This is a genomic window from Rhizobium sp. BK619, assembly GCF_014195245.1.
Classification (GTDB): domain Bacteria; phylum Pseudomonadota; class Alphaproteobacteria; order Rhizobiales; family Rhizobiaceae; genus Rhizobium; species Rhizobium acidisoli.
In genome coordinates this window covers 185,463-205,635 of record NZ_JACIBH010000016.1, presented here as the reverse complement: position 1 = coordinate 205,635, position 20,173 = coordinate 185,463, and the positions used below count along the sequence as shown (strand labels likewise).

The following is a 20,173-nucleotide window of genomic DNA, read 5'->3' as shown; positions in this document are numbered from 1 at the left end:
ATCAGGCGCCGGCGGCGGCCGCACGCTCGTCCCGCTGGCGCTGGATTTCGCGGCGCTTGGTGACGATCGAGGCGCAGATCACGCCGACCGCAACGATGCCGATCAGGATGGTGCAGACCGCGTTGATCTCCGGCGTCACGCCGAGGCGCACCTGGCTGTAGATCCGCATCGGCAGCGTGGTGGCGCCCGGCCCCGAGGTGAAGCTCGCGATCACCAGATCGTCGAGCGACAGGGTGAAGGCCAGGATCCAGCCTGAGACCACGGCCGGCGCGATGATCGGTAGGGTGATCTCGAAAAAGGTGCGCACCGGCGGCGCGCCGAGATCCTGCGCCGCTTCCTCGATCGAACGATCGAAGCTTAAGAGGCGCGACTGCACGACGACGGCGACGAAGCACATGGTCAGCGTCGTATGCGCCAGCGTAATCGTCCAGAAACCGCGGTCGAAGCCGATCGCGACGAAGAGCAGCAGCAGCGACAGGCCGGTGATGACGTCGGGCATGACCAGCGGCGCGTAGATCATGCCGGAAAACAGCATGCGTCCGCGAAAGCGGGTGTAGCGCACCAGCGTCAGCGCCGCCATCGTGCCGAGGATGGTGGCGAGCGTTGCCGACAGCAGGCCGACACGGATCGTCACCCAGGCGGCGTCGAGCAGGCCCTGGTTTGAGAGCAGCGAGACATACCATTTGGTTGAGAAGCCGCCCCAGACGGTGACGAGCTTCGATTCGTTGAAGGAGAAGATCACCAGAAGCACGATCGGCAGGTAGAGGAAGGCAAAGCCGAGCGTGACGGAGACGATGTTGAAGCGGGTCCATTTCAGCATGGCTTATTTCCCCCGCTCTTCGGCCTTGGCCTGGGCGTTCTGGAAGAAGACGATCGGGATCACCAGGATCATCAGCAGGATCGTTGCCACCGCCGAGGAGACCGGCCAGTCGCGGTTGGCGTTGAACTCGTTCCAGAGCGTCTTGCCGATCATCAGCGTCTGCGAACCGCCGAGCAGGTCGGGAATGACGAATTCACCGACAGCGGGAATGAAGACCAACATGCAGCCGGCCACCACACCGGGGATCGACAGCGGAAAGGTGACGCGCCAGAAGGCCCTGATCGGGGTGCAACCGAGATCCTGCGCAGCCTCGATCAGCGTACCATCCATCTTTTCCAGCGCCGAATAAAGCGGCAGCACCATGAACGGCAGATAGGAATAGACGATGCCGATATAAACGGCGGTGGTGGTGTTGAGGATGATCAGCGGGCTGTCGATGATGTGCAGCGACTGGAGAAGCTGGTTGAGAAGCCCTTCCGGCTTCAGGATCGCGATCCAGGAATAAACGCGGATCAGGAAGCTCGTCCAGAACGGCAGGATGACCAGCATCACCAGCGTCGGCCGGATGGTGCGCGGCGCCTGCGCCATGCCATAGGCGATCGGATAAGCAATCAGCAATGTGAGGAAAGTGGAGATCCCGGCAATCACCACGCTCGATATATAGGCATTGAAATAGAGCGCGTCGTCGGTGAGGTAGGCATAATTGTCGAAAGACAGCTCCCCGATCTTGCTCCAGAGCCCGGCCCAGCCGTCGGCAAGCGAGAAGACCGGCTCGTAAGGCGGCATCGCGATTGCCGTCGTCGACAGCGAAATGCGGAAGACGATGAAGAACGGCGCCAGGAAGAAGAGCAGCAGCCAGGCATAAGGGATGGTGATGACGAGCCGGTTGTAGAGGCCGGAGGTGAGCTTGCCCATGATCTCAACCCTTCAAGAGAACGCCGGCGTTCTCGTCGAACGAGATCCAGACTTCCTGGTCGTAGGTGAAGGGGTCGTCGACAGAGCGCTGCGCATTGAGGGACGAGGCCTTGACGATCTTGCCGCTCTGCAATTTCACATGGAAGACGGTCATGTCGCCGAGATAGGCGATATCCCAGAGTTCCCCCTTGGCGGCGTTGACCGAAGCATTGGCGGGCGCCTGTCGCAAGACCCGCATCTTTTCCGGCCGGATGGCGAAGCCGACGGCGCTGCCGGCCGGCGGTGTCTCGGAGGTGGCGACGCGCACGCTGAAGCCGCTGTCGACCGATATCTCGATCGTGCCGTTGCCCGATGAGGCGACCTTGCCGTCGAAGATATTGACGTCGCCGATGAAATCCGCAACGAAACGGGAATTCGGCGCCTCGTAGATCTCCGCCGGTGTGGCAACCTGCACGACCTTGCCGTGGCTCATGACGGCGATGCGGTCGGCCATGGTCATCGCCTCTTCCTGGTCGTGGGTGACGACGACGAAGGTGAGGCCGAGGCTCTGCTGCAGATCCATCAGCTCGAACTGGGTTTCCTCGCGCAGCTTCTTATCGAGCGCGCCGAGCGGTTCGTCGAGCAGCAGCACCTTCGGGCGCTTGGCGAGCGAGCGGGCGAGCGCCACACGCTGGCGCTGGCCGCCGGAAAGCTGGTTCGGCTTGCGCGAGGCGAACTGCTCGAGCTTGACGAGCTTCAGCATCTGCGAAACGCGGTCGGTCATTTCATCCTTCGCCATACCGTCCTGCTTCAGGCCGAAAGCGATATTCTTCTCAACCGTCATGTGCGGGAAAAGCGCATAGGACTGGAACATCATGTTGACCGGCCGTTTGTAGGGCGGCGTGCCGGCCATATCGGTGCCGTCGAGCACGATTTCGCCGGAAGTCGGCTGCTCGAAGCCGGCGAGCATGCGCAGCAGCGTGGACTTGCCGCAGCCCGAAGCGCCGAGCAGCGCGAAGAACTCGCGGTGATAGATATTCAGCGACAGATCGTCGACGGCGGTAAAATCGCCGAAGCGCTTGGTGACATTCTTGAAAGCAATGAAGGGTTTTGCAGAGGGATCGGTCCAGGGCGCAAAAGCGCGGCGGATATTGCCGAGAGACTTCATATTATTCCCCGAATACAAGGTTTTTTCCGGCCTCCACCCGGGCCGGTAATTGAAAGGCCCGGACGTTTCCGTCCGGGCCCAAGGCTTAAATTACTGGCCGGTGACGACCTTCGTCCAGAGGCGCGTCCCCAGGCGCTGCGTTTTCGGATCCCACGGCTTGACTGTGAAGAGGTTCTTCATCACCGCCTCTGTGGGATAGACGGCCGGGTCTTCCAGAATGTCCTTGCTGACGAACTGCTGCGAGGCCTTGTTGCCGTTGGCATAGAAGGTGTGATCGCTCGCCTTGGCGATGACCTCGGGCTTCATCATGTAGTTGAGAAACTCATGGGCTTCAGCGACGTGGGGCGCATCGGCGGGGATGGCCATCATGTCGAACCACATCTGGGCGCCCTGCGGGGGAACCGAATAATTGACCTCGACGCCGTTCTTGGCTTCGGCCGCACGGTCGCGCGCCTGCAGCATGTCGCCGGAATAGCCGAAGGCGATGCAGATGTCGCCGTTGGCAAGCGCATTGATATATTCGGACGAATGGAACTTGCGGACATAGGGGCGGGCGGCCGTCAGCAGCTCTTCGGCCTTCTTAAAATCCTCGGCCTTGGTGGAGTTCGGGTCGAGGCCGAGATAACGGAACGCCGTGGTGATGACGTCCTTCGGCGTGTCGAGAACATAGATGCCGCAATCCTTGAACTTTGCCGCGACCTTCGGATCGAAGATCACTTCGAGGCCGGGCTTGGCATCGGGACCGAGGATTTCTGCGACCTTCTTGACATTGTAGCCGATGCCGTCGGTGCCCCACATGTAATCGACCGCGTGTTCGTTGCCCGGGTCGTATTCGGCGGTGCGCTGCTGGATCACATCCCACATGTTGGAAAGGTTCGGCAGTTTCGACTTGTCGAGCTTCTGGAAGACGCCGGCCTGGATCTGGCGCTGCAGGAAGTCGGCTGTGGGAACAACGACGTCATAACCGGTGCCGCCGGCCAGCAGCTTGGTTTCCACGGTCTCGTTGGAATCGAAGGTGTCGTAGACGACTTTGATGCCGGTTTCCTTGGTGAAGTCGGCAAGAATGCTGTCGTCGATATAATCCGACCAGTTGTAGACGTTGACCACGCGCTCCTGCGCAAAGGCCGGCGCGGCGGTAAGCAGCGCGGCAACGGCGGCGGCCGTCACACTTGCAATGATTGACCTCATGACTTCTCCTGTTTGTTCAAAGAGCCCGCACCCCCGGACGTCTTTTCCCTCTGGTTTTGCCAGCAGACTAAGAAGGAATTTCACAGCCCACAAGCGCAAAATCCTGCGCCTTCAATGATTTCACAATCACTGGAAATCGAAGGCGCTGAGCCCCGCCACCATCTCGTCGAGCCCGAGCGGCCGCGTCACCGGCGGCTCGGCCCGGGAAAGACAGCCGCGCCGCTCGCAAAGGCGACAGGCGGGGCCGATCGCCACCGGCTCGAGCGCCGTCGCCTGGCCATAGATCAGTGCCTCGCCGAGGGCAGCGTCGCAACCGATCAGGATTGCGGTGCGCCTCAGCCTTTCCCCGAATTCGACGCTCGGCCCCTCGAGCGTGCGGGCAACCGTCAGGAAGGAGGCACCATCGGGCATGACCACGGTCTCGGCCAGGATCTGGCCCGGCTGCAGGAAGGCTGCGTGGAGATTGAGCTTCGGACAGCCGCCGCCGAAGCGGGCCTGTGGAAAACCCTGGGCGCCTGCCCGGCGCAGCCGGTGGCCCGCGGCATCGATCTCGATCAGGAAGAAGGGAATGGCGGCGGCACCCGGGCGCTGCAGCATCGTCAGGCGTGCGGCGGCATGGCCGAAGGAGACGCCGAAGCGGGCGCGCAGAATGTCGATATCGTAGCGTGTCGTCTTCGCCGCGGACAGGAAGGCCTCATAGGGCATGGCAAGCGCCAGGGCGGCGATGCGGGCAAGCTCGAAGCGGGCGATGCGGCGCGCCTCGGCTGAGGAGAGCTGGAGATCGTCGAGTTCGGCGTCGATGGCCGGCAACAAGGCAAGGGTCGCCGCCTCAACGGCGATTTCATGGGCGCGGTCGGCCTGCGACAGGCGCTCCGAGATGAAAAGGCGCATCGAATGGCGATCGAAACGGCGGCGCAGATCCGGCATGACGTGCACCGGCAGGACCCGCACCGCGATGCCGCGCTCTGCGCGCAGCCAATCCTTCAGCCCGGCAGCAAGATCGAGGCCGCCGGGAAGCGTTGCGGCAAGGGCTTCCGCCGCCGTCTCGATCCGCCCGAAATAGGCCGAGCGGCGTTCCAGCGTCTCGCGCACCTCGTCGAGCGGCAAACGGCCGGCGGCGACAGGTGCATGGCCTTCAGCGGCCATCAGCGCCGTCAGATCGGACAGCCTTGCCGCCTGCTCGCGATAGGCGCGGTAAAGCTTGATCATGCCGCTTGCCGCATTGGGTGCGGCTTCTGCCACCTCGACCAGTTCCTGGTCGCCGGGCAGCTCGCCCAATAGCAGTGGATCGGCAAAGACCTCCTTCAGCTGGCCGAGACTGCCGCCGGTCTGCCCGCGCAACTCCTCCAGATCGACCCTGTAGACGGCCGCGAGCTTCAACAGCAGCTGCACCGTCAGCGGCCGCTGGTTGCGCTCGATCAGGTTCAGATAGGAGGGCGATATTTCCAGCGCCTCGGCCATGGCGGTCTGGGTCAGCGCCAGCGCATTGCGGATGCGCCGCAATTTCGGGCCTGCGAATATTTTCCGTTCCGCCATTGTCACACCCTTTGACAGGCCTGCGGCGTCAGCATTTACAAAATTTTACAAATTCACAGCGCCGCTCTGTCAATCCTCGTCATCTTAACCTCTTTCCTAGCCGGAAATCAAAGGTTTTCCTGGCCATGCCGGGCGATATTGTCAATCTTGTCATCAACACCCGCGATATCGATTTTTAGTGAGGAGATCAGCATGACCGATTTTTACAAACTTGTTCCCAATGCACCGACAGGCCGCTTCGACGGCATCGACAGGCCCTATTCGGCCGATGACGTGCGGCGGCTGAGGGGCTCGGTGGCGCTGACCCATACGCTCGCCGAAATGGGGGCGGACCGGTTGTGGCGGCTGCTGCGCCAGGAGGATTTCGTCAATGCGCTCGGCGCGCTTTCCGGCAACCAGGCGATGCAGATGGTGCGCGCCGGACTGAAGGCGATCTATCTCTCCGGCTGGCAGGTGGCGGCCGACGCCAATACGGCATCGGCGATGTATCCCGATCAGTCGCTCTACCCCGCCAATGCCGGGCCGGAGCTTGCCAAGCGCATCAATCGCACGCTGCAGCGCGCCGATCAGATCGAGACCTCGGAGGGTCAGGGGCTTTCCGTCGACAGCTGGTTCGCGCCAATCGTCGCCGATGCGGAAGCCGGCTTCGGCGGGCCGCTCAACGCCTTCGAGATCATGAAGGCCTATATCGAGGCGGGTGCGGCCGGCGTCCACTTCGAGGATCAGCTTGCCTCGGAAAAGAAATGCGGCCATCTCGGCGGCAAGGTATTGATCCCGACGGCCGCCCATATCCGCAATCTCAACGCCGCCCGGCTTGCCGCCGACGTCATGGGCGTTGCGACGCTGGTGATTGCCCGCACCGACGCGGAAGCGGCAAAGCTGCTGACATCCGATATCGACGAACGCGACCAGCCCTTCGTTGATTATGATGCCGGGCGCACCGTCGAAGGCTTCTATCAGGTCAGGAACGGCATCGAACCCTGCATCGCCCGGGCCGTTGCCTATGCACCCTATTGCGATCTGATCTGGTGCGAGACCTCGAAGCCCGACCTCGATCAGGCGCGGCGGTTTGCCGAAGGCGTGCACAGGGTCCATCCCGGCAAGCTGCTCGCCTATAATTGCTCGCCGTCCTTCAACTGGAAGAAAAACCTCGACGAGGCGACGATCGCAAAGTTCCAGCGCGAACTCGGCGCGATGGGCTACAAGTTCCAGTTCATCACGCTCGCCGGCTTCCACCAGCTGAATTACGGCATGTACGAGCTGGCGCGCGGCTACCGGCAGCGGCAGATGTCGGCCTATTCGGAGCTGCAGCAGGCGGAATTCGACGCCGAGGTCAACGGCTATACCGCCACCAAACATCAGCGCGAGGTCGGCACCGGCTATTTCGACGCGGTGTCGCTTGCCATCACCGGCGGCCGGTCGTCGACCACGGCAATGCACGATTCAACCGAACATGCGCAGTTCAAACCGGCTGCGGAATAGAGCGAAAGAGGAGAAGAAAATCATGGCATCCATTTCACGCGTCAGGGAACGGGCCGAGGAGCAGGCGACCAGCATGAGCGAGGATCAGCAGACGACGATCCGCATGCTCGCCAACGACCTGCATCGGCTGAACCAATCGGTCATGAAGGCGGTCGAGGCCGGCGTCTCGGTCGAGCTGGTGCGCTCGGCCCGCCATCACGGCGGCGACGGCAACTGGGGCGATCTGCTGATCCCCGTCGTCGTCACCAACCGGCATTGAGGAGAACGCCCGTGTATCCTAAGAAATGCGCGGGCGCTTCATCTTTATTTCAGCCGCGGCTCGGCCGTTTTCCGGCGAAGAGATCGGCATAACTTCTGATCAGCTTGGTCATGCGGTCGGCGACCGTGCGGATCTCCGGGCGACGGCGGTCCTCGGCGTTCATGACGATCCATTGCGCGTGGCGCAATTCCGGGAGCTCGCCGCCAAGGCGCTGCAAATCGGGATGGAGATCGCCGACAAAACAGGGAAGCACTGCCTTGCCGGCGCCGGCGCGCACCAGATCGGGCAGCGAACGCGGCCGGTTGACGGTGGCGACGATCCCGGCGGCGGCATTGGCATGCGGCCAGCGCAGATAGGCGGAGATCGCCTCCTCCTCGGCCACGGCAATCCAGCGCTCATCGGTCTCGGCAGCGTTACGTCTGATATAGACGGCATAGGCGACCTCGCCGAGCCGACGGGCGGCAAGATTGGCCTCCTCCGGTTCGAAGGCGCGAATGCCGATATCGCTCTCACGATAGGCAAGGCTCGCCCGCGCCTCGCCGATGGTGAGCGAAATGGCAAAGCCGTCGCCCGGCATGCGGATGGCGGTGAAATTCTCGGTCAGCAGCCAGGCGACCCAGGTGCCGGCGGCGATCCTGACGGTCGTGCCGCCCTCGCCCGATTGACGCCACGCCTCCACCTTGCGGGCGGCGGCCTCCATCTCCTGAAGGTGATCGAGCAGCGCCTGGCCGTCCTGGGTCAGGCGGTAGCCGGTCTGGCTGCGTGAAAACAAGGCGCGGCCGACCTCCTGTTCGAGATCGAGCATACGCCGGCCGACGGTCGCAGGGCTGAGCCCGCTTGCCGTGCTTGCCCCCGTCAGGCCGCCGAGGCGGGCGACCTGCAAGAACAGCTGGTAGGAATCCCAATTCGCGTTTTTCATCAATGAAAAACATAGCGGGATTTTCCCTGTTTATGAAGAGATATTCGATGCCTAAATCAGGAGATGTCTTCTACAGAAAGGACATCGCCATGATCGATCTGATCACCATCGCAGCCACCCAGGGATATCGGCACATTTGCAGGCCGGGCAGAGGCAAGACCGACGAGGATCGGTTCTATGCCGAGTTCGGCGACAGCGGTCTCGTCAATTTCGCCGCCTGGCTGACCTCGCTTGATCTCAGTCTCAGACGACGCCGCAAAGCTGCGGCGCAATCCGGCGGCGGCTACAGCTGCGCGCCTCAGGCGACCTTCCTGGTCCCAAGATGAGCGGCGGGCTCGGCAATGATCCGGAAGCGCTCGATCAACGCCATCAGCGTATCGGCCTCGCCGGCAAGCAGGCGGCTTGCCTGCGTCGTCTCGGCCACCATCGAGGCGTTCTTCTGGGTCATCTGGTCCATGGCGTTCACCGAACCGTTGACCTCCTGAAGTGCTGCCGACTGATCGCGGCTTGCGGTGGCGATCGTCTCGACATGGCCGCTGATCGCGATGATCTCATGGCTGATCGCCGCAAGGACGCTGCCGGTCTTCTGAACCAGTTCGGAGCCCACCGTCACCTCGCGGCTGGAGGTCTCGATCAGCGACTTGATCTCGCGCGCCGCATCGGCCGAACGCTGGGCGAGTTCGCGGACCTCCTGGGCGACGACGGCAAAACCCTTGCCCGCTTCGCCGGCGCGGGCCGCCTCGATGCCGGCGTTGAGCGCCAGCAGGTTGGTCTGGAAGGCGATGTCGTCGATCACCTCGATGATCTGCTCGATGCGTTGCGAGGCCTCTTCGATGCGCTCCATGGCGGCGACGGCATCGCCGACGACGGCGCCGGAATTGTCGGCCGTCTTCTTGGTCGCGGCGACGACGCTGTTGGCTTCGCGGGCGCGCTCGGCCGAAGAGCGAACCGTGACGGTAATCTCCTCCACCGCGGCGGCGGTCTCTTCGAGGCTTGCCGCCTGCGCCTCGGTGCGTTTCGAAAGCTCGCTTGCTGAAACCGAGACGGCGCCGCTGTTGCGCTGGATGGTCGAGGCGCTTTCGCGGATACCGGAGAGCGTGTCCTGGAGCCGCAGCAGCGAAGCGTTGAAATCGACGCGCAATTGCTCCAGCCGGCCGACGAAGGGCGTGCCGATCGTTTCGGAGACATCGCCCTGCGACAGGCGTCCGAGGCCGGCGGCAAGCTGGTTGACGGCAAAGTCGATCTGGCTGTCGAGCGAACGCTTGTCGGCATCGTTCCTGGCACGTTCGGCATCGCTCAAGGCGCGCTGTTCGGCTGCCTGGGTTTCCAGATCGCGCCTGGCGCGGGCGCTGTCGCGGAACAGCGCCAAGGCCCGGCCGATATCGCCGAACTCGTTCTTCTTCTCGACACAGGGGATCGCGCCGTCGAGATCGCCTGAGGAAATCGCGTGAACGCTCGCGGTCAGCGCCTGCAAAGGCTTCACCGACAGGCGGATTGCATAGAAGGCAAGAACACCGACGAGGAGCATGACGATGGCGCCGACGCCAAGGACCAGCATCTGCAGCTCATACATGCGCTGATAATAGACCTCCATCGGAATGCCGATGAAGAGAATGCCGACATTGGCACTCGATGCGTTCTTGACCGGGAAATAACCGGTCATGAACTTGCGGCCGAAAAGCTCGGCCTGGCCGTAATAGGCTTCGCCCCTGGCGAGAACCGGCTGAGCGGGATGCTCGGCGACCAGCTTGGTGCCGACGGCGCGGTCGCCGTTTTCCTTCTTGACGTTGGTGGAGATGCGGACGTAGTCGCCGCCCTGCTTCTGGAAGATTGTGGCAACACCGGCGATCGACTGCGCCGTGCGATCGACCAGCGAATGATCTGCAAGGGCGGGGATGGCGTCTTCCGTGACGGTGGAAAGCCCATTGTCTTTCAGCTCGATCTTTGCCGCCTGATCGGCCGCGCCGTAAAGGACGGCCATGGCGCGGGTGGCATCCCTGGCGTCGGAGACGGCCCCGTCCATGACATAACGGCTGAGATTATAATAGGTCACGCCGACGATGGCGGCCGTGCTGATCGCCAGCAGAAACAGCGTGATCGCAACGATCTGGCGGACGATCGACGTAGAAAAAAGGCGCAGCATCAAAACCCCCGGCAGACAAACCGAGGTTAAATTAGACGAAAAGCGTTAAGGAAAATTTTCGGTAAATCAGGGCCGCAGGCAGAGCGATTCTAAAACATAAAACGGCCCCGGAATAAAGCCGGGGCCGTTCGATTGAAGGCAGATCGGTTGGCGATCAGGCGGCGCGGTAAACCGGGCCGGCTGCCGCCTCGCCGTCGATCTTGAACTGCTGGATCAGTCTGCGCAGGGAATCGGCCTCGTCGGCCAGTTCGCGGCTGGCGGCAGTCGTCTCCTCGACCATCGCGGCGTTCTGTTGCGTCATCTGGTCCATCTGGTTGACGGTCGCATTGACGCTCTGCAGCGCGTTGGACTGGTCGTGGCTGGCGCGGGCGATCATCTCGACATGCTGGCTGATCGTGACGATCTGGGCGCTGATCTTGGCAAGCACCGTGCCGGTCTCCTGCACGAATTGCGAGCCGGAACTGACCTCGTTGGTCGACTTGTTGATCAGGCCCTTGATCTCCTGCGCCGCGGCTGCGGAGCGCTGGGCAAGTTCGCGGACTTCCATGGCGACGACCGCAAAGCCCTTGCCGGCTTCACCGGCGCGCGCCGCCTCGATGCCGGCGTTGAGGGCCAGCAGGTTGGTCTGGAAGGCGATCTCATCGATGACGCCGATGATCTGCTCGATCTGGCGCGAGGCATCCTCGATGCGGCCCATCGCATCGATCGCATTGTTGACGACGACGGCGGAATCATCGGCGCTGCGCTTGGCCTGGCGGACGATCTGATCGGCATCCTTGGCGCGTTCTGCCGACGAGCGGACGGTGACGGTGATCTCATCGACGGCGGCCGCGGTCTCTTCGAGCGAGGCAGCCTGCTGTTCGGTGCGCTTGGACAGATCCTCGGCCGACTGGGCCATCTGGTTGCCATTGCCCTGGATCAGTTCGACATTGTCGCGGATCTGGCTCATCGTCGCCTGCAGGCGCATCATCGACCCGTTGAAATCCTGGCGCAGCTGTTCGAGGCGGCCGATGAAGGGCGTTTCGATCGTCGTCGAAATATCGCCCTGCGACATGCGTTCGAGGCCGGCAGCGAGCGCGTTGACGGCGAATTCGATCTGCCGATCCATTTCGCGCTTGTCGGCGTCGTTGCGCTGGCGCTCATGTTCGGCGGCGGCGCGCTCTTCGTCGCTCTGCTCCTCGATGCGGATCTTCGAGATGGCATTTTCCTTGAAGATGCCGAGCGCGCGGGCCATGTCGCCGATTTCATCGTGGCGCTGCTCGCCGGAGATATTGGTCTCCAGCGCGCCTTCGGCGATGCGGCGCATGGCGGCGGTGATCTGGCTGATCGGGCGCTGCAGCGTCAGCACCAGGGCAATGCCGCCGAGGATCGACAGGAGAATGCCGAGACCGGTGGTCATGACGGAGATGCTGTTTGCCTGGGTGCGCTCGGTGCCGGCCGTCTGCTTCTGCAGCTCGGCGAAATCGGTGAGCTTCGTCCAGATCTGGTCGAGTTCCTGGCGGGCTGCGGCATAGGCCGTGACACGCTCGGCGATCGTGTCGACGATCTTCGAGCCGCCGCCGGAGATGGCGTCGAGTGCCGGCTGGATCGCGCCCGATATGCCTTCGGCAAAGCCCATGCCCTTGGCGCTGGTGATCAGCACCTGCATGTCCTTGCCAAGCGTGCCGGCCTGCTGCTGCAGGCGAACGAGATTGTCCTTGCTGGAATTGGCGAGGAAATCAGAAAGCACGATCTGCAGCGCATAGACGGAATTTTCGAGACGCCTTGTATCCTGAAGGACGGAGTTGGTCTGGCCGATGCGGCCCTCGAGGTCGGCGAAACGCTGTGTCGCCTCGCGCATCTTCTGCGTTGCGGTCAGCTGCGTATAGGTCGAGGTCTGGCGGAAGCGCGACACGAGACGGCCGAGTTCGGCGATGTTCTCATCGGTCGGAGCGGGCATCGCCGCGATCGCCTTGATGCTGTCGATGGTCGCCGCCAATGCGTCGATGACGTTCTTCTGGTTGGTCGAAACCGAAATGGCGATCAGGCGCTGGGATTTGATGATCGCAGGCATCTGTTCGTTGATGTAGGCGATTTTCTCCTGCGGCGTCTGCGGCTTGCTGTAGCCGCTGGCAACGGTGCCGAGGAAGTCGCCGCCCTTCAAGAGGCGGTCGGCCGTGCGAAGGGTGATGGTGGCGGCGCCCTCGTCCTGCTGAAGCGCGGTCTGCAATTCCTCGGCCTGATAGGAGACCGTGAAGCGGGTGCTGATCAGGCTCTTTTGCGCTGCGTCGATCTGCTCATGCAGTGCCTGTTCCTGTTCGTGCAGGCCCCAAAGCTTGTCGACGACGCCGGATATATCCTTCGTGCGGCGCGACGCTTCGGCCAGGCTATCGCGGCCGGCAGCCTCGTCACCGACCTGGTTCAGCGTCGCATCGAGCACGCCCTGCTGGGTCTTCAGATCCGCAAGCAGCTTGTCGCGCGCCTGCTGGCTGGTGATGCGCAGGAAATCGTCCATCGAACCATAAAGATCCTTGAACCCGCTTAGCGACTGCAAGACGCTGTTGGATATTTCCATGCGGCCCTGCAGCAGTCCCGAAGCGTAAAGGCCCGTCAGGCCGACCGCCGAAATGGTGACGACGAAAGGCAGAACGAAGATCAGGACCTTCGTCTTGATCCTGAAGCGGGAAAGAATCTTGTCAATCAACATGGCGTTCCGGGCCTTTCATACACCACTCCTCCCGCAGGCGGCCATCTGGCGCCAGCCGGGTACACATCGAGCTGTTCGTAATTTACATTGGGGAACCCGGAAGCCAGGCGGCAGTCATTGCCAGTTCATGTCCAAACAACTTTGGAGATGCCCAAATAATCGCGGGCAATTGTGTCAGATTAGATATTAATTTTCGGATAAGCGGTTGCGGCGGATGAAGCCAAGGCAGTGAAATAGTTGCAATTTTGTAGGCCGTGATGCCGCGGGGCGGCGCAATTGCACCGCGACCTTCATTGCAAGCCTGAAGACAGGATCAGAGGACGTGCGAAAGAAGCAGTGCGAGGCTGGCGGCGGTAGCGCCGGCTGCGAGCATCAGGTAACGCAGGGCGACCATGCGGGCGTTCGGCTTCGCCTCGGCAATTGCGATGGCGCGGGCGCGTCGTGTGTTTCTGGTCATGCTCGAAACCTCACTTCTGTCTGACACAACAATCCAACAAAACGGCTTGCTGGTAAAGCTTATTTAGGAAGAGCTTTGCAGATCGCCAATTGAGACAGGATGGCGCACCTCTCTTAAGAAGTCTTGAATCGGTATTACCTAAAGCGCGTCGCACCAAATTTGATTCATGCGACGCGCTTTAGCCCATTGTTTTATGCATGTCGTTGTCCCGGAACCGCCGCACACTTCCGGGCGACATGCATTCGATTTACGCATATTCGCCGGCGGCAAATCCGGAGGCCCAGGCCCATTGGAAATTATAGCCGCCGAGCCAGCCGGTGACGTCGACGCATTCGCCGATGAAATAAAGCCCAGGCACGGCCTTGGCCTCCATGCTGCGGGAATCGAGCGCTGCCGTATCGATACCGCCGAGCGTCACTTCAGCGGTGCGGTAACCTTCCGAGCCGGACGGCTTGACCGTAAAGTTCTGCGCCGCCGCGGCGAGGCGCAGCAGCGCCTTGTCGGGCAGGTCGGCCATGTTGCCGGCGATCTTTTCGCGCTCGACGAGAAATTGGGCCAGCCGCTTCGGCAGGATGTCGCTAAGTGCTGTCTGCGGCGACTGGCGGCCATTCAGCTGCTTTGCCGTCTTCAGATGTGCTCCAATGTCGATATCCGGTTCGATCGAAACGACGATCTCGTCGCCTTCGCGCCAATAGGAGGAGATCTGCAGAATGGCGGGGCCGCTGAGGCCGCGATGGGTGAACAGCAGCGCTTCGCGAAAGGCGGTCCTGCCATGGCGGATTTCGGCCGGGGCGGCAATGCCGGCAAGCGGCGCGATGGCCTCGAGCAGGCCGGGATCGAGCGTCAGCGGCACGAGGCCGGGGCGGGTTTCGAGCACCGGCAGACCGAACTGCTCGGCCAGGCGATAGGCAAAGCCGGTGGCGCCCATCTTCGGGATCGACTTGCCGCCTGTGGCAACGACGAGCGCCGAGGCTTCGAAAGCATCTTCACCGGTCGAGACGCGAAAACCCGCCTCCACCTTTTCGACGCCTGTTATCTCGGTGCCGAGATGCAACTGCGCGCCGGCCGCGCGCATCTCCGTCAGCAGCATGCGGATGACGTCTTTGGCGCTATCGTCGCAGAAAAGCTGGCCGAGCGTCTTTTCATGCCAGGCGATACCGTGCTGGTCGACCATGGCGATGAAATCGGCCGGCGTGAAACGGGCAAGCGCCGACTTGCAGAAATGCGGATTGGCGGAAAGGAAGTTCTTCGGCCCGGCATGGATATTGGTAAAATTGCAGCGGCCGCCGCCCGAGATGCGGATCTTCTCGCCCGGCGCCCTTGCATGGTCGAGGACCACGACCGAGCGGCCGCGTTTTCCCGCCCGGATGGCCGCCATCATGCCCGCCGCCCCGGCGCCGATGACGATGACGTCGCTTTTGCGCTGCAAACTTGTTTCCCCGATCAAGACAGCGCCTTCTTTTTCCATCAAAGGGCGAAAGTCAACGTTCTCAACCTCTCGCCAATTGGCAAAGTCCGGTTATGATGGCGCCACGATCAACCAAACCGGTGTGTCATGTCCCCAAAAAAGACGACGCTGAAGCCTGCCAGAAACGTACCCGCCTCGAAGAAAACTCCCCCGGACCCCGGGTCTCTGCGCGGCGTTGCGAACTGGAAGGAAGCAGCCCGGTGGCTGAGGGACAGGGGCATCGAAGACATCGAATGCATCACGCCGGACCTTGCCGGCGTTCCGCGCGGCAAGATGATGCCGAGCTCGAAATTCACCTCGAACACCTCGCTGGCGCTGCCTTCGGCGATCTACCGGCACACGATTTCCGGCGAGTATCCGGAGGAGACCGAGAGCTTCCGCTACGAGCCGCGCGACAGCGACCTGAAGCTGATGCCGGATCTTTCGACGCTTTCGGTGGTGCCCTGGGAGACCGACCCGACGGCACAGGTGATCTGCGACATCGTCGATTCCGACGGCGGCGAAGTGCCCTATACGCCGCGCAACGTGCTGAAGCGGATCATGAGCCTCTATCACGACCGCGGCTGGAAGCCGATCGTGGCGCCGGAGATCGAATTCTACCTGGTCGCCAAGAATGACGACCCCGACTATCCGCTGCACCCGCCCAAGGGCCGGTCCGGCCGCTCGATCCTCGGCGGCCAGGGCTATTCGATCGCCGGGATCAACGAATTCGACGAGTTGATCGACGATATCTATCATTTCTCGGAGAAGCAGGGCCTCGAGATCGATACGCTGATCCATGAAGAGGGACCGGCGCAGCTCGAGATCAACCTGCGCCACGGCAATCCGATCGAACTTGCCGACCAGGTGTTCCTGTTCAAACGCACGATCCGCGAGGCGGCGCTGAAGCACGACATTTATGCGACCTTCATGGCCAAGCCGATGCAGGCCCAGCCGGGTTCGGCGATGCATATCCATCAGTCGGTGGTCAATATCGAAACGGGCAAGAACGTCTTCTCCAATCCGGACGGATCGGCCTCGAAGGAGTTCTTCCATTTCATCGGCGGCATGCAGAAATTCGTGCCGAGCGCGATGGCGATGCTGGCGCCCTATGTGAATTCCTATCGGCGCCTGCAGCCCGATATGTCCTGCCCGGTCAACAATGCCTGGGGTTACGACAACCGGACGACCGCCTTCCGCGTGCCAGTATCCGATCCGCAGGCCAGGCGCGTCGAAAACCGGCTGCCGAGCTCGGATGCCAATCCTTATCTGGCGCTTGCCGCCTCGCTCGCCGCCGGCCTGCTCGGCATCATGAAGCAGATTGAGCCGACGGCGCCGACCGAGGATTCGGCCAATGAGGGCTCGATCGACCTGCCGCGCGGCCTCCTGGAAGCCGTGGCGCTGCTCGAGGACGAGCCGGCTTTCGAGGAGATTTTCGGCACGCAGTTCATCGGCCTCTACGCCGGCGTCAAGCGCGGCGAATTCGAGACCTTCATGCAGGTGATCAGCCCCTGGGAGCGGGAATTCCTTCTGCTCAACGTGTGAGGCAGCGTCATGGCATCGCAGGAGACGTGGCAGAGCCCGATCTCGCCGGGCCTATCCTGGTATCAGGCAACCGCCGGGGAGCGGCCGAGCTATGCCGCTCTCGACGGCTCGAGAACATGTGATGTCGCCATCATCGGCGGCGGCTATACCGGGCTGCAGGCCGCCTATAATCTGGCCAAGTCCGGCGTCTCGGTGGTGCTGATCGAGGCCTGCCGCTTCGGTGACGGGGCGTCCGGGCGCAATGGCGGCCAGCTCGGCACCGGCCAGCGATGGTGGCCGGAAGAACTCGAGGAGAAGATCGGCTATCATCGCTCGAAGGCGCTGTTCGACATTGCCGAGGCGGCCAAGCGCCATCTCCTCGATTTCGCCCGCGAGCACCAGATCGAGATCGATTATGTGCCCGGCCAGCTCAACGTTGCGCACAAGGCAAGCTATGAACGCGACTATCGCCAGACTGCCGAAATCGCCGCGCAGCGCTACGGCTATCCGCACATCAGCTTCATGGACGAGAGGGAAACGCAGGAGCGGCTCGGCTCGAAGCGTTTTTATTGCGGCGTGCGCGATGTCGGCACCGGCCATATCCATCCGCTGAAGCTGCTGATCGGCCTGGCGCGGGTCGCAGCCAACGCCGGTGCTGGGATCTTCGAGATGACAAAGGCAAAGACGATTCACCAGGGCGGCGGCAAGGTGACGATCGAAACCGACAGGGGAACGATCACCGCCAGCCGCGCGCTGATCGCCTGCAACGGCCATATCGGCAATCTGGAGCCGGTGACGGCAAGCCATGTCATGCCGATCCGCTCCTTCATCGGCGCCACCGCTCCGCTCGACCGGCATCCCGACGTGCTGCCGGGGGGCGAGGCGGTGGCCGATTCGCGCTTCGTCGTGCGTTACTTCCGCCGGTTCGAAGGCCGGCTGCTGTTTGGCGGGCGCGAGGCCTATACGGCGGACAATCCGCGGGACATTTCGGAGCATATCCGCCGGCAGATCGCCGAGATCTATCCTGATCTGAAAGACATCGAGATCACCCATGCCTGGGGCGGCACTGTCGGCATCACCATGCCGCGCCAGCTTTTCGTGCGCGAGGTGATGCCGGGCGTCACCTCGATCGGCGGTTATTCCGGCCATGGCGTCATGCTGTCAAACTACTGTGGCAAGCTCTATGCGGAAACGGTGCTTGGAAAATCCGGCGATCTCGATCTCTTCGCGTCGCTCGATATTCCCGCCTTTCCCGGCGGGGCGCGGATGCGGGCACCGCTGCTTTTCCTCGCCTTGTCGTGGTTTGCGCTTCGCGACAAGTTTTAGTCTGATTGCGGATTTCCTCTTCCGGAAATTCGCACTAAAACCAGTGCCTGACAGATTCATTGCACTGCACACTGGCTTTTTTAAATCGATTAGATTAAAAGGGCCGCCAACCAGCCTGATTGAGAGACAAGCTCATGAGCAGCCAGATTATTCCCGTTGAGCCTTTTGATTACGTCGTCTTCGGCGGCAGCGGCGACCTTGCCGAACGCAAGCTTCTGCCCGCGCTCTACCATCGCCAGATCGAGGGCCAGTTCTCCGAACCGACCCGGGTGATCGGCGCTTCGCGCAGCCCGCTTTCCCATGAGGAATACCGCAAATTCGCCAAGGATGCGTTGAACGAGCACCTGAAGAAGGGCGAATATGACGAAGCCGAGGTGGAGAAGTTCTGCGCCCGTCTCTACTACGTCTCGGTCGACGCCCGCACCGACACCGGCTGGGACCAGCTGAAGAAGCTGCTCGACGAAGGCAAGGAGCGCGTGCGCGCCTTCTACCTCGCCGTCGCGCCCGGCATCTTCGGCGATATTTCGCAGAAGATCCACGACCACAAGCTGATCACCAAGTCGACCCGCATCGTCGTCGAGAAGCCGATCGGCCGCGACCTTGCCTCGGCCCTGCAGCTCAACGATACGATCGGCCGCGCCTTCAAGGAAGAACAGATCTTCCGCATCGATCACTATCTCGGCAAGGAGACGGTGCAGAACCTGATGGCGCTGCGCTTCGCCAACGCGCTCTATGAGCCGCTGTGGAACGCCAACTACATCGATCACGTGCAGATCACCGTGGCTGAAGCGGTCGGCCTCGAAGGCCGCGCCGGCTATTACGATACGGCGGGCGCGCTTCGCGACATGGTGCAGAACCATATCCTGCAGTTGCTCTGCCTGACGGCGATGGAAGTGCCCTCGTCGATGGATTCGGAAGCCGTCCGCGACGAGAAGCTGAAAGTGCTGCGCGCGCTGAAGCCGCTCAATGCCTCCAATGTCGAGCAGGCGACGGTCCGCGGCCAGTATCGCGCCGGCGCTTCGGGCAGCGGCCCGGTCAAGGGCTATCTCGAAGAGCTCGAAGGCGGCGTCTCCAACACCGAGACCTTCGTCGCCATCAAGGCGGAGATCAACAACTGGCGCTGGGCGGGTGTGCCCTTCTATATCCGCACCGGCAAGCGCCTGACCGGACGCATGTCCGAGATCGTCATCACCTTCAAGCCGATCCCGCATGCGATCTTCGACCAGGCGGCCGGGCGCATCGTCGCCAACCAGCTGATCATCCGGCTGCAGCCGGATGAGGGCGTCAAGCAGTCGCTGATGATCAAGGATCCGGGCCCGGGCGGCATGCGCCTGCGCAACGTCTCGCTCGACATGAGCTTCGCCCAGGCCTTCAACGTCCGCAATCCCGACGCCTACGAGCGCCTGCTGATGGACGTGATCCGATCCAACCAGACCCTGTTCATGCGCCGCGACGAAGTCGAGGCCGCATGGAAATGGGTGGATCCGATCCTGAAGGGTTGGGAAACCACCGGCCAGCAGGTGCAGGGCTATACCGCCGGCACCTGGGGCCCGAGCCAGGCCATCGCGCTGATCGAGCGCGACGGCCGCACCTGGCATGACGATATCTAGGACGAAACCGATGGCATCGACCCTGCATTCCTTCGCCAGCCCCGCAGATCTCGCCGGCAGCCTCGCCGACAAGGTCGCCGATACGCTTTCGGCGGCGATCTCAGCCCGCGGAACGGCGTCCATCGCCGTTTCCGGCGGCTCGACCCCGAAGGCCTTCTTCCAGGTGCTGTCGACGCGCGACATCGCCTGGGACAAGGTGACGATCACGCTCGTCGACGAACGTTTCGTGCCGGCCGACAATGCGCGCTCGAACCATATGCTAGTCGATGCCAATCTCTTGCAGAACAAGGCGAAGTCGGCACGTTTCGTGCCGCTTTACCAGCCTGCCGCCTCCGTCGAGGAAGCCGCGCGGCTCGCGACTGAAAAGAGTGCTGAAATCGGCATTCCCTTCGACGTCGTCATCCTCGGCATGGGCGGCGACGGCCACACCGCCTCGTTCTTTCCCGGCGGCAGCAATCTTGCCACGGCGCTCGATGCATCGACGCCGCGCGGCGTCATCCCCATGGAAGCGGAAGGGGCCGGCGAGCCGCGGCTGACCTTTACATTCTCCAGTCTTCAGGATGCCGCACTCCTGGTTCTCCATATTGAGGGCGAAGGCAAAAAAGACGTTCTCGCCAAGGCGGAAGGCAGCGGTGACGAGGCAGAGATGCCGATCCGCGCCATTCTGCGCCGGGCCACTTCCCCGGTCGAGATCTACTGGGCTCCCTGATCGGC

The 20,173-nt window shown here is 62.4% G+C and carries 17 protein-coding genes; 7 read left to right on the top strand and 10 right to left on the bottom strand.

What is annotated here, in order from left to right; translation table 11 throughout:
• Nucleotide 1 precedes the first annotated feature (1 nt).
• From FHX14_RS28320 to FHX14_RS28300, 5 genes are all read right to left on the bottom strand, one after another.
• Nucleotides 2-820 carry an ABC transporter permease subunit gene (locus FHX14_RS28320; protein WP_003588469.1) on the bottom strand — a complete coding sequence of 273 codons (819 nt, stop codon included), beginning with the start codon at nucleotides 818-820 and terminating at the stop codon, nucleotides 2-4.
• A gap of 3 nt (nucleotides 821-823) precedes the next feature.
• Nucleotides 824-1,735: an ABC transporter permease subunit gene (locus tag FHX14_RS28315; protein WP_003588470.1), complete on the bottom strand. Its 912-nt coding sequence runs from the start codon at nucleotides 1,733-1,735 to the stop codon at nucleotides 824-826.
• Between the two features lie 4 nt (nucleotides 1,736-1,739).
• Nucleotides 1,740-2,882 carry an ABC transporter ATP-binding protein gene (locus tag FHX14_RS28310; RefSeq protein ID WP_184380157.1) on the bottom strand — a complete coding sequence of 381 codons (1,143 nt, stop codon included), beginning with the start codon at nucleotides 2,880-2,882 and terminating at the stop codon, nucleotides 1,740-1,742.
• A gap of 90 nt (nucleotides 2,883-2,972) precedes the next feature.
• A complete protein-coding gene (locus tag FHX14_RS28305; RefSeq protein ID WP_003588472.1) occupies nucleotides 2,973-4,070 on the bottom strand; it encodes a polyamine ABC transporter substrate-binding protein in 1,098 nt (365 codons plus the stop codon).
• 126 nt (nucleotides 4,071-4,196) lie between these two features.
• Nucleotides 4,197-5,606 (bottom strand): XRE family transcriptional regulator, encoded by a 1,410-nt coding sequence (locus FHX14_RS28300; RefSeq protein ID WP_184380156.1) that lies wholly within the window; start codon nucleotides 5,604-5,606, stop codon nucleotides 4,197-4,199.
• 192 nt (nucleotides 5,607-5,798) lie between these two features.
• Between FHX14_RS28300 and aceA the strand changes: the two genes are divergently transcribed.
• Together aceA and FHX14_RS28290 are read left to right on the top strand one after the other, a co-directional pair.
• Nucleotides 5,799-7,088 (top strand): isocitrate lyase, encoded by a 1,290-nt coding sequence (aceA, locus tag FHX14_RS28295; RefSeq protein WP_012556636.1) that lies wholly within the window; start codon nucleotides 5,799-5,801, stop codon nucleotides 7,086-7,088.
• Nucleotides 7,089-7,110: 22 nt separating this feature from the next.
• Entirely contained in the window at nucleotides 7,111-7,347 is a 237-nt protein-coding gene (locus FHX14_RS28290; protein ID WP_003570242.1) for a hypothetical protein, read from the top strand.
• 49 nt (nucleotides 7,348-7,396) lie between these two features.
• Here FHX14_RS28290 and FHX14_RS28285 read toward each other — a convergent pair whose 3' ends face one another.
• Nucleotides 7,397-8,266 carry a LysR family transcriptional regulator gene (locus tag FHX14_RS28285; RefSeq protein ID WP_184380154.1) on the bottom strand — a complete coding sequence of 290 codons (870 nt, stop codon included), beginning with the start codon at nucleotides 8,264-8,266 and terminating at the stop codon, nucleotides 7,397-7,399.
• A gap of 89 nt (nucleotides 8,267-8,355) precedes the next feature.
• On the opposite strand from FHX14_RS28285, the gene FHX14_RS28280 reads away from it, so the two are divergent.
• Nucleotides 8,356-8,592 carry a hypothetical protein gene (locus tag FHX14_RS28280; RefSeq protein ID WP_184380173.1) on the top strand — a complete coding sequence of 79 codons (237 nt, stop codon included), beginning with the start codon at nucleotides 8,356-8,358 and terminating at the stop codon, nucleotides 8,590-8,592.
• On the opposite strand, the gene FHX14_RS28275 is transcribed toward FHX14_RS28280, so the two are convergent.
• From FHX14_RS28275 to FHX14_RS28260, 4 genes are all read right to left on the bottom strand, one after another.
• Nucleotides 8,565-10,409 carry a methyl-accepting chemotaxis protein gene (locus FHX14_RS28275; RefSeq protein ID WP_184380152.1) on the bottom strand — a complete coding sequence of 615 codons (1,845 nt, stop codon included), beginning with the start codon at nucleotides 10,407-10,409 and terminating at the stop codon, nucleotides 8,565-8,567. The two genes, FHX14_RS28280 and FHX14_RS28275, sit on opposite strands and share 28 nt — an antisense overlap.
• Nucleotides 10,410-10,563: 154 nt before the next feature.
• On the bottom strand, nucleotides 10,564-13,095 hold the full coding sequence (locus FHX14_RS28270) for a HAMP domain-containing methyl-accepting chemotaxis protein (RefSeq protein ID WP_184380150.1): 2,532 nt from the start codon (nucleotides 13,093-13,095) through the stop codon (nucleotides 10,564-10,566).
• Nucleotides 13,096-13,408: 313 nt separating this feature from the next.
• Nucleotides 13,409-13,552 carry a hypothetical protein gene (locus FHX14_RS28265; protein WP_003588478.1) on the bottom strand — a complete coding sequence of 48 codons (144 nt, stop codon included), beginning with the start codon at nucleotides 13,550-13,552 and terminating at the stop codon, nucleotides 13,409-13,411.
• 247 nt (nucleotides 13,553-13,799) lie between these two features.
• Nucleotides 13,800-15,020, bottom strand: coding sequence for an NAD(P)/FAD-dependent oxidoreductase (locus FHX14_RS28260; RefSeq protein WP_184380148.1), 1,221 nt, complete (start codon nucleotides 15,018-15,020; stop codon nucleotides 13,800-13,802).
• 87 nt (nucleotides 15,021-15,107) lie between these two features.
• Between FHX14_RS28260 and FHX14_RS28255 the strand changes: the two genes are divergently transcribed.
• From FHX14_RS28255 to pgl, 4 genes are all read left to right on the top strand, one after another.
• The gene (locus FHX14_RS28255) at nucleotides 15,108-16,544 is read left to right on the top strand and encodes a glutamine synthetase family protein (RefSeq protein ID WP_003588481.1); all 1,437 of its coding nucleotides are present in this window, start codon (nucleotides 15,108-15,110) and stop codon (nucleotides 16,542-16,544) included.
• A gap of 9 nt (nucleotides 16,545-16,553) precedes the next feature.
• Entirely contained in the window at nucleotides 16,554-17,849 is a 1,296-nt protein-coding gene (locus FHX14_RS28250) for an FAD-binding oxidoreductase (protein ID WP_003588484.1), read from the top strand.
• A gap of 134 nt (nucleotides 17,850-17,983) precedes the next feature.
• The gene (gene zwf / locus FHX14_RS28245) at nucleotides 17,984-19,459 is read left to right on the top strand and encodes a glucose-6-phosphate dehydrogenase (protein WP_003570253.1); all 1,476 of its coding nucleotides are present in this window, start codon (nucleotides 17,984-17,986) and stop codon (nucleotides 19,457-19,459) included.
• A gap of 10 nt (nucleotides 19,460-19,469) precedes the next feature.
• Nucleotides 19,470-20,168: a 6-phosphogluconolactonase gene (gene pgl / locus FHX14_RS28240; RefSeq protein WP_003588487.1), complete on the top strand. Its 699-nt coding sequence runs from the start codon at nucleotides 19,470-19,472 to the stop codon at nucleotides 20,166-20,168.
• Nucleotides 20,169-20,173 lie beyond the last annotated feature (5 nt).

Coding starts and splice junctions, on each gene's coding strand:
- FHX14_RS28320 (WP_003588469.1), bottom strand. CDS start 820: ATGCTGAAATGGACCCGCTTCAACATCGTCTCCGTCACGCTCGGCTTT.
- FHX14_RS28315 (WP_003588470.1), bottom strand. CDS start 1,735: ATGGGCAAGCTCACCTCCGGCCTCTACAACCGGCTCGTCATCACCATC.
- FHX14_RS28310 (WP_184380157.1), bottom strand. CDS start 2,882: ATGAAGTCTCTCGGCAATATCCGCCGCGCTTTTGCGCCCTGGACCGAT.
- FHX14_RS28305 (WP_003588472.1), bottom strand. CDS start 4,070: ATGAGGTCAATCATTGCAAGTGTGACGGCCGCCGCCGTTGCCGCGCTG.
- FHX14_RS28300 (WP_184380156.1), bottom strand. CDS start 5,606: ATGGCGGAACGGAAAATATTCGCAGGCCCGAAATTGCGGCGCATCCGC.
- aceA (WP_012556636.1), top strand. CDS start 5,799: ATGACCGATTTTTACAAACTTGTTCCCAATGCACCGACAGGCCGCTTC.
- FHX14_RS28290 (WP_003570242.1), top strand. CDS start 7,111: ATGGCATCCATTTCACGCGTCAGGGAACGGGCCGAGGAGCAGGCGACC.
- FHX14_RS28285 (WP_184380154.1), bottom strand. CDS start 8,266: ATGAAAAACGCGAATTGGGATTCCTACCAGCTGTTCTTGCAGGTCGCC.
- FHX14_RS28280 (WP_184380173.1), top strand. CDS start 8,356: ATGATCGATCTGATCACCATCGCAGCCACCCAGGGATATCGGCACATT.
- FHX14_RS28275 (WP_184380152.1), bottom strand. CDS start 10,409: ATGCTGCGCCTTTTTTCTACGTCGATCGTCCGCCAGATCGTTGCGATC.
- FHX14_RS28270 (WP_184380150.1), bottom strand. CDS start 13,095: ATGTTGATTGACAAGATTCTTTCCCGCTTCAGGATCAAGACGAAGGTC.
- FHX14_RS28265 (WP_003588478.1), bottom strand. CDS start 13,552: ATGACCAGAAACACACGACGCGCCCGCGCCATCGCAATTGCCGAGGCG.
- FHX14_RS28260 (WP_184380148.1), bottom strand. CDS start 15,020: ATGGAAAAAGAAGGCGCTGTCTTGATCGGGGAAACAAGTTTGCAGCGC.
- FHX14_RS28255 (WP_003588481.1), top strand. CDS start 15,108: ATGTCCCCAAAAAAGACGACGCTGAAGCCTGCCAGAAACGTACCCGCC.
- FHX14_RS28250 (WP_003588484.1), top strand. CDS start 16,554: ATGGCATCGCAGGAGACGTGGCAGAGCCCGATCTCGCCGGGCCTATCC.
- zwf (WP_003570253.1), top strand. CDS start 17,984: ATGAGCAGCCAGATTATTCCCGTTGAGCCTTTTGATTACGTCGTCTTC.
- pgl (WP_003588487.1), top strand. CDS start 19,470: ATGGCATCGACCCTGCATTCCTTCGCCAGCCCCGCAGATCTCGCCGGC.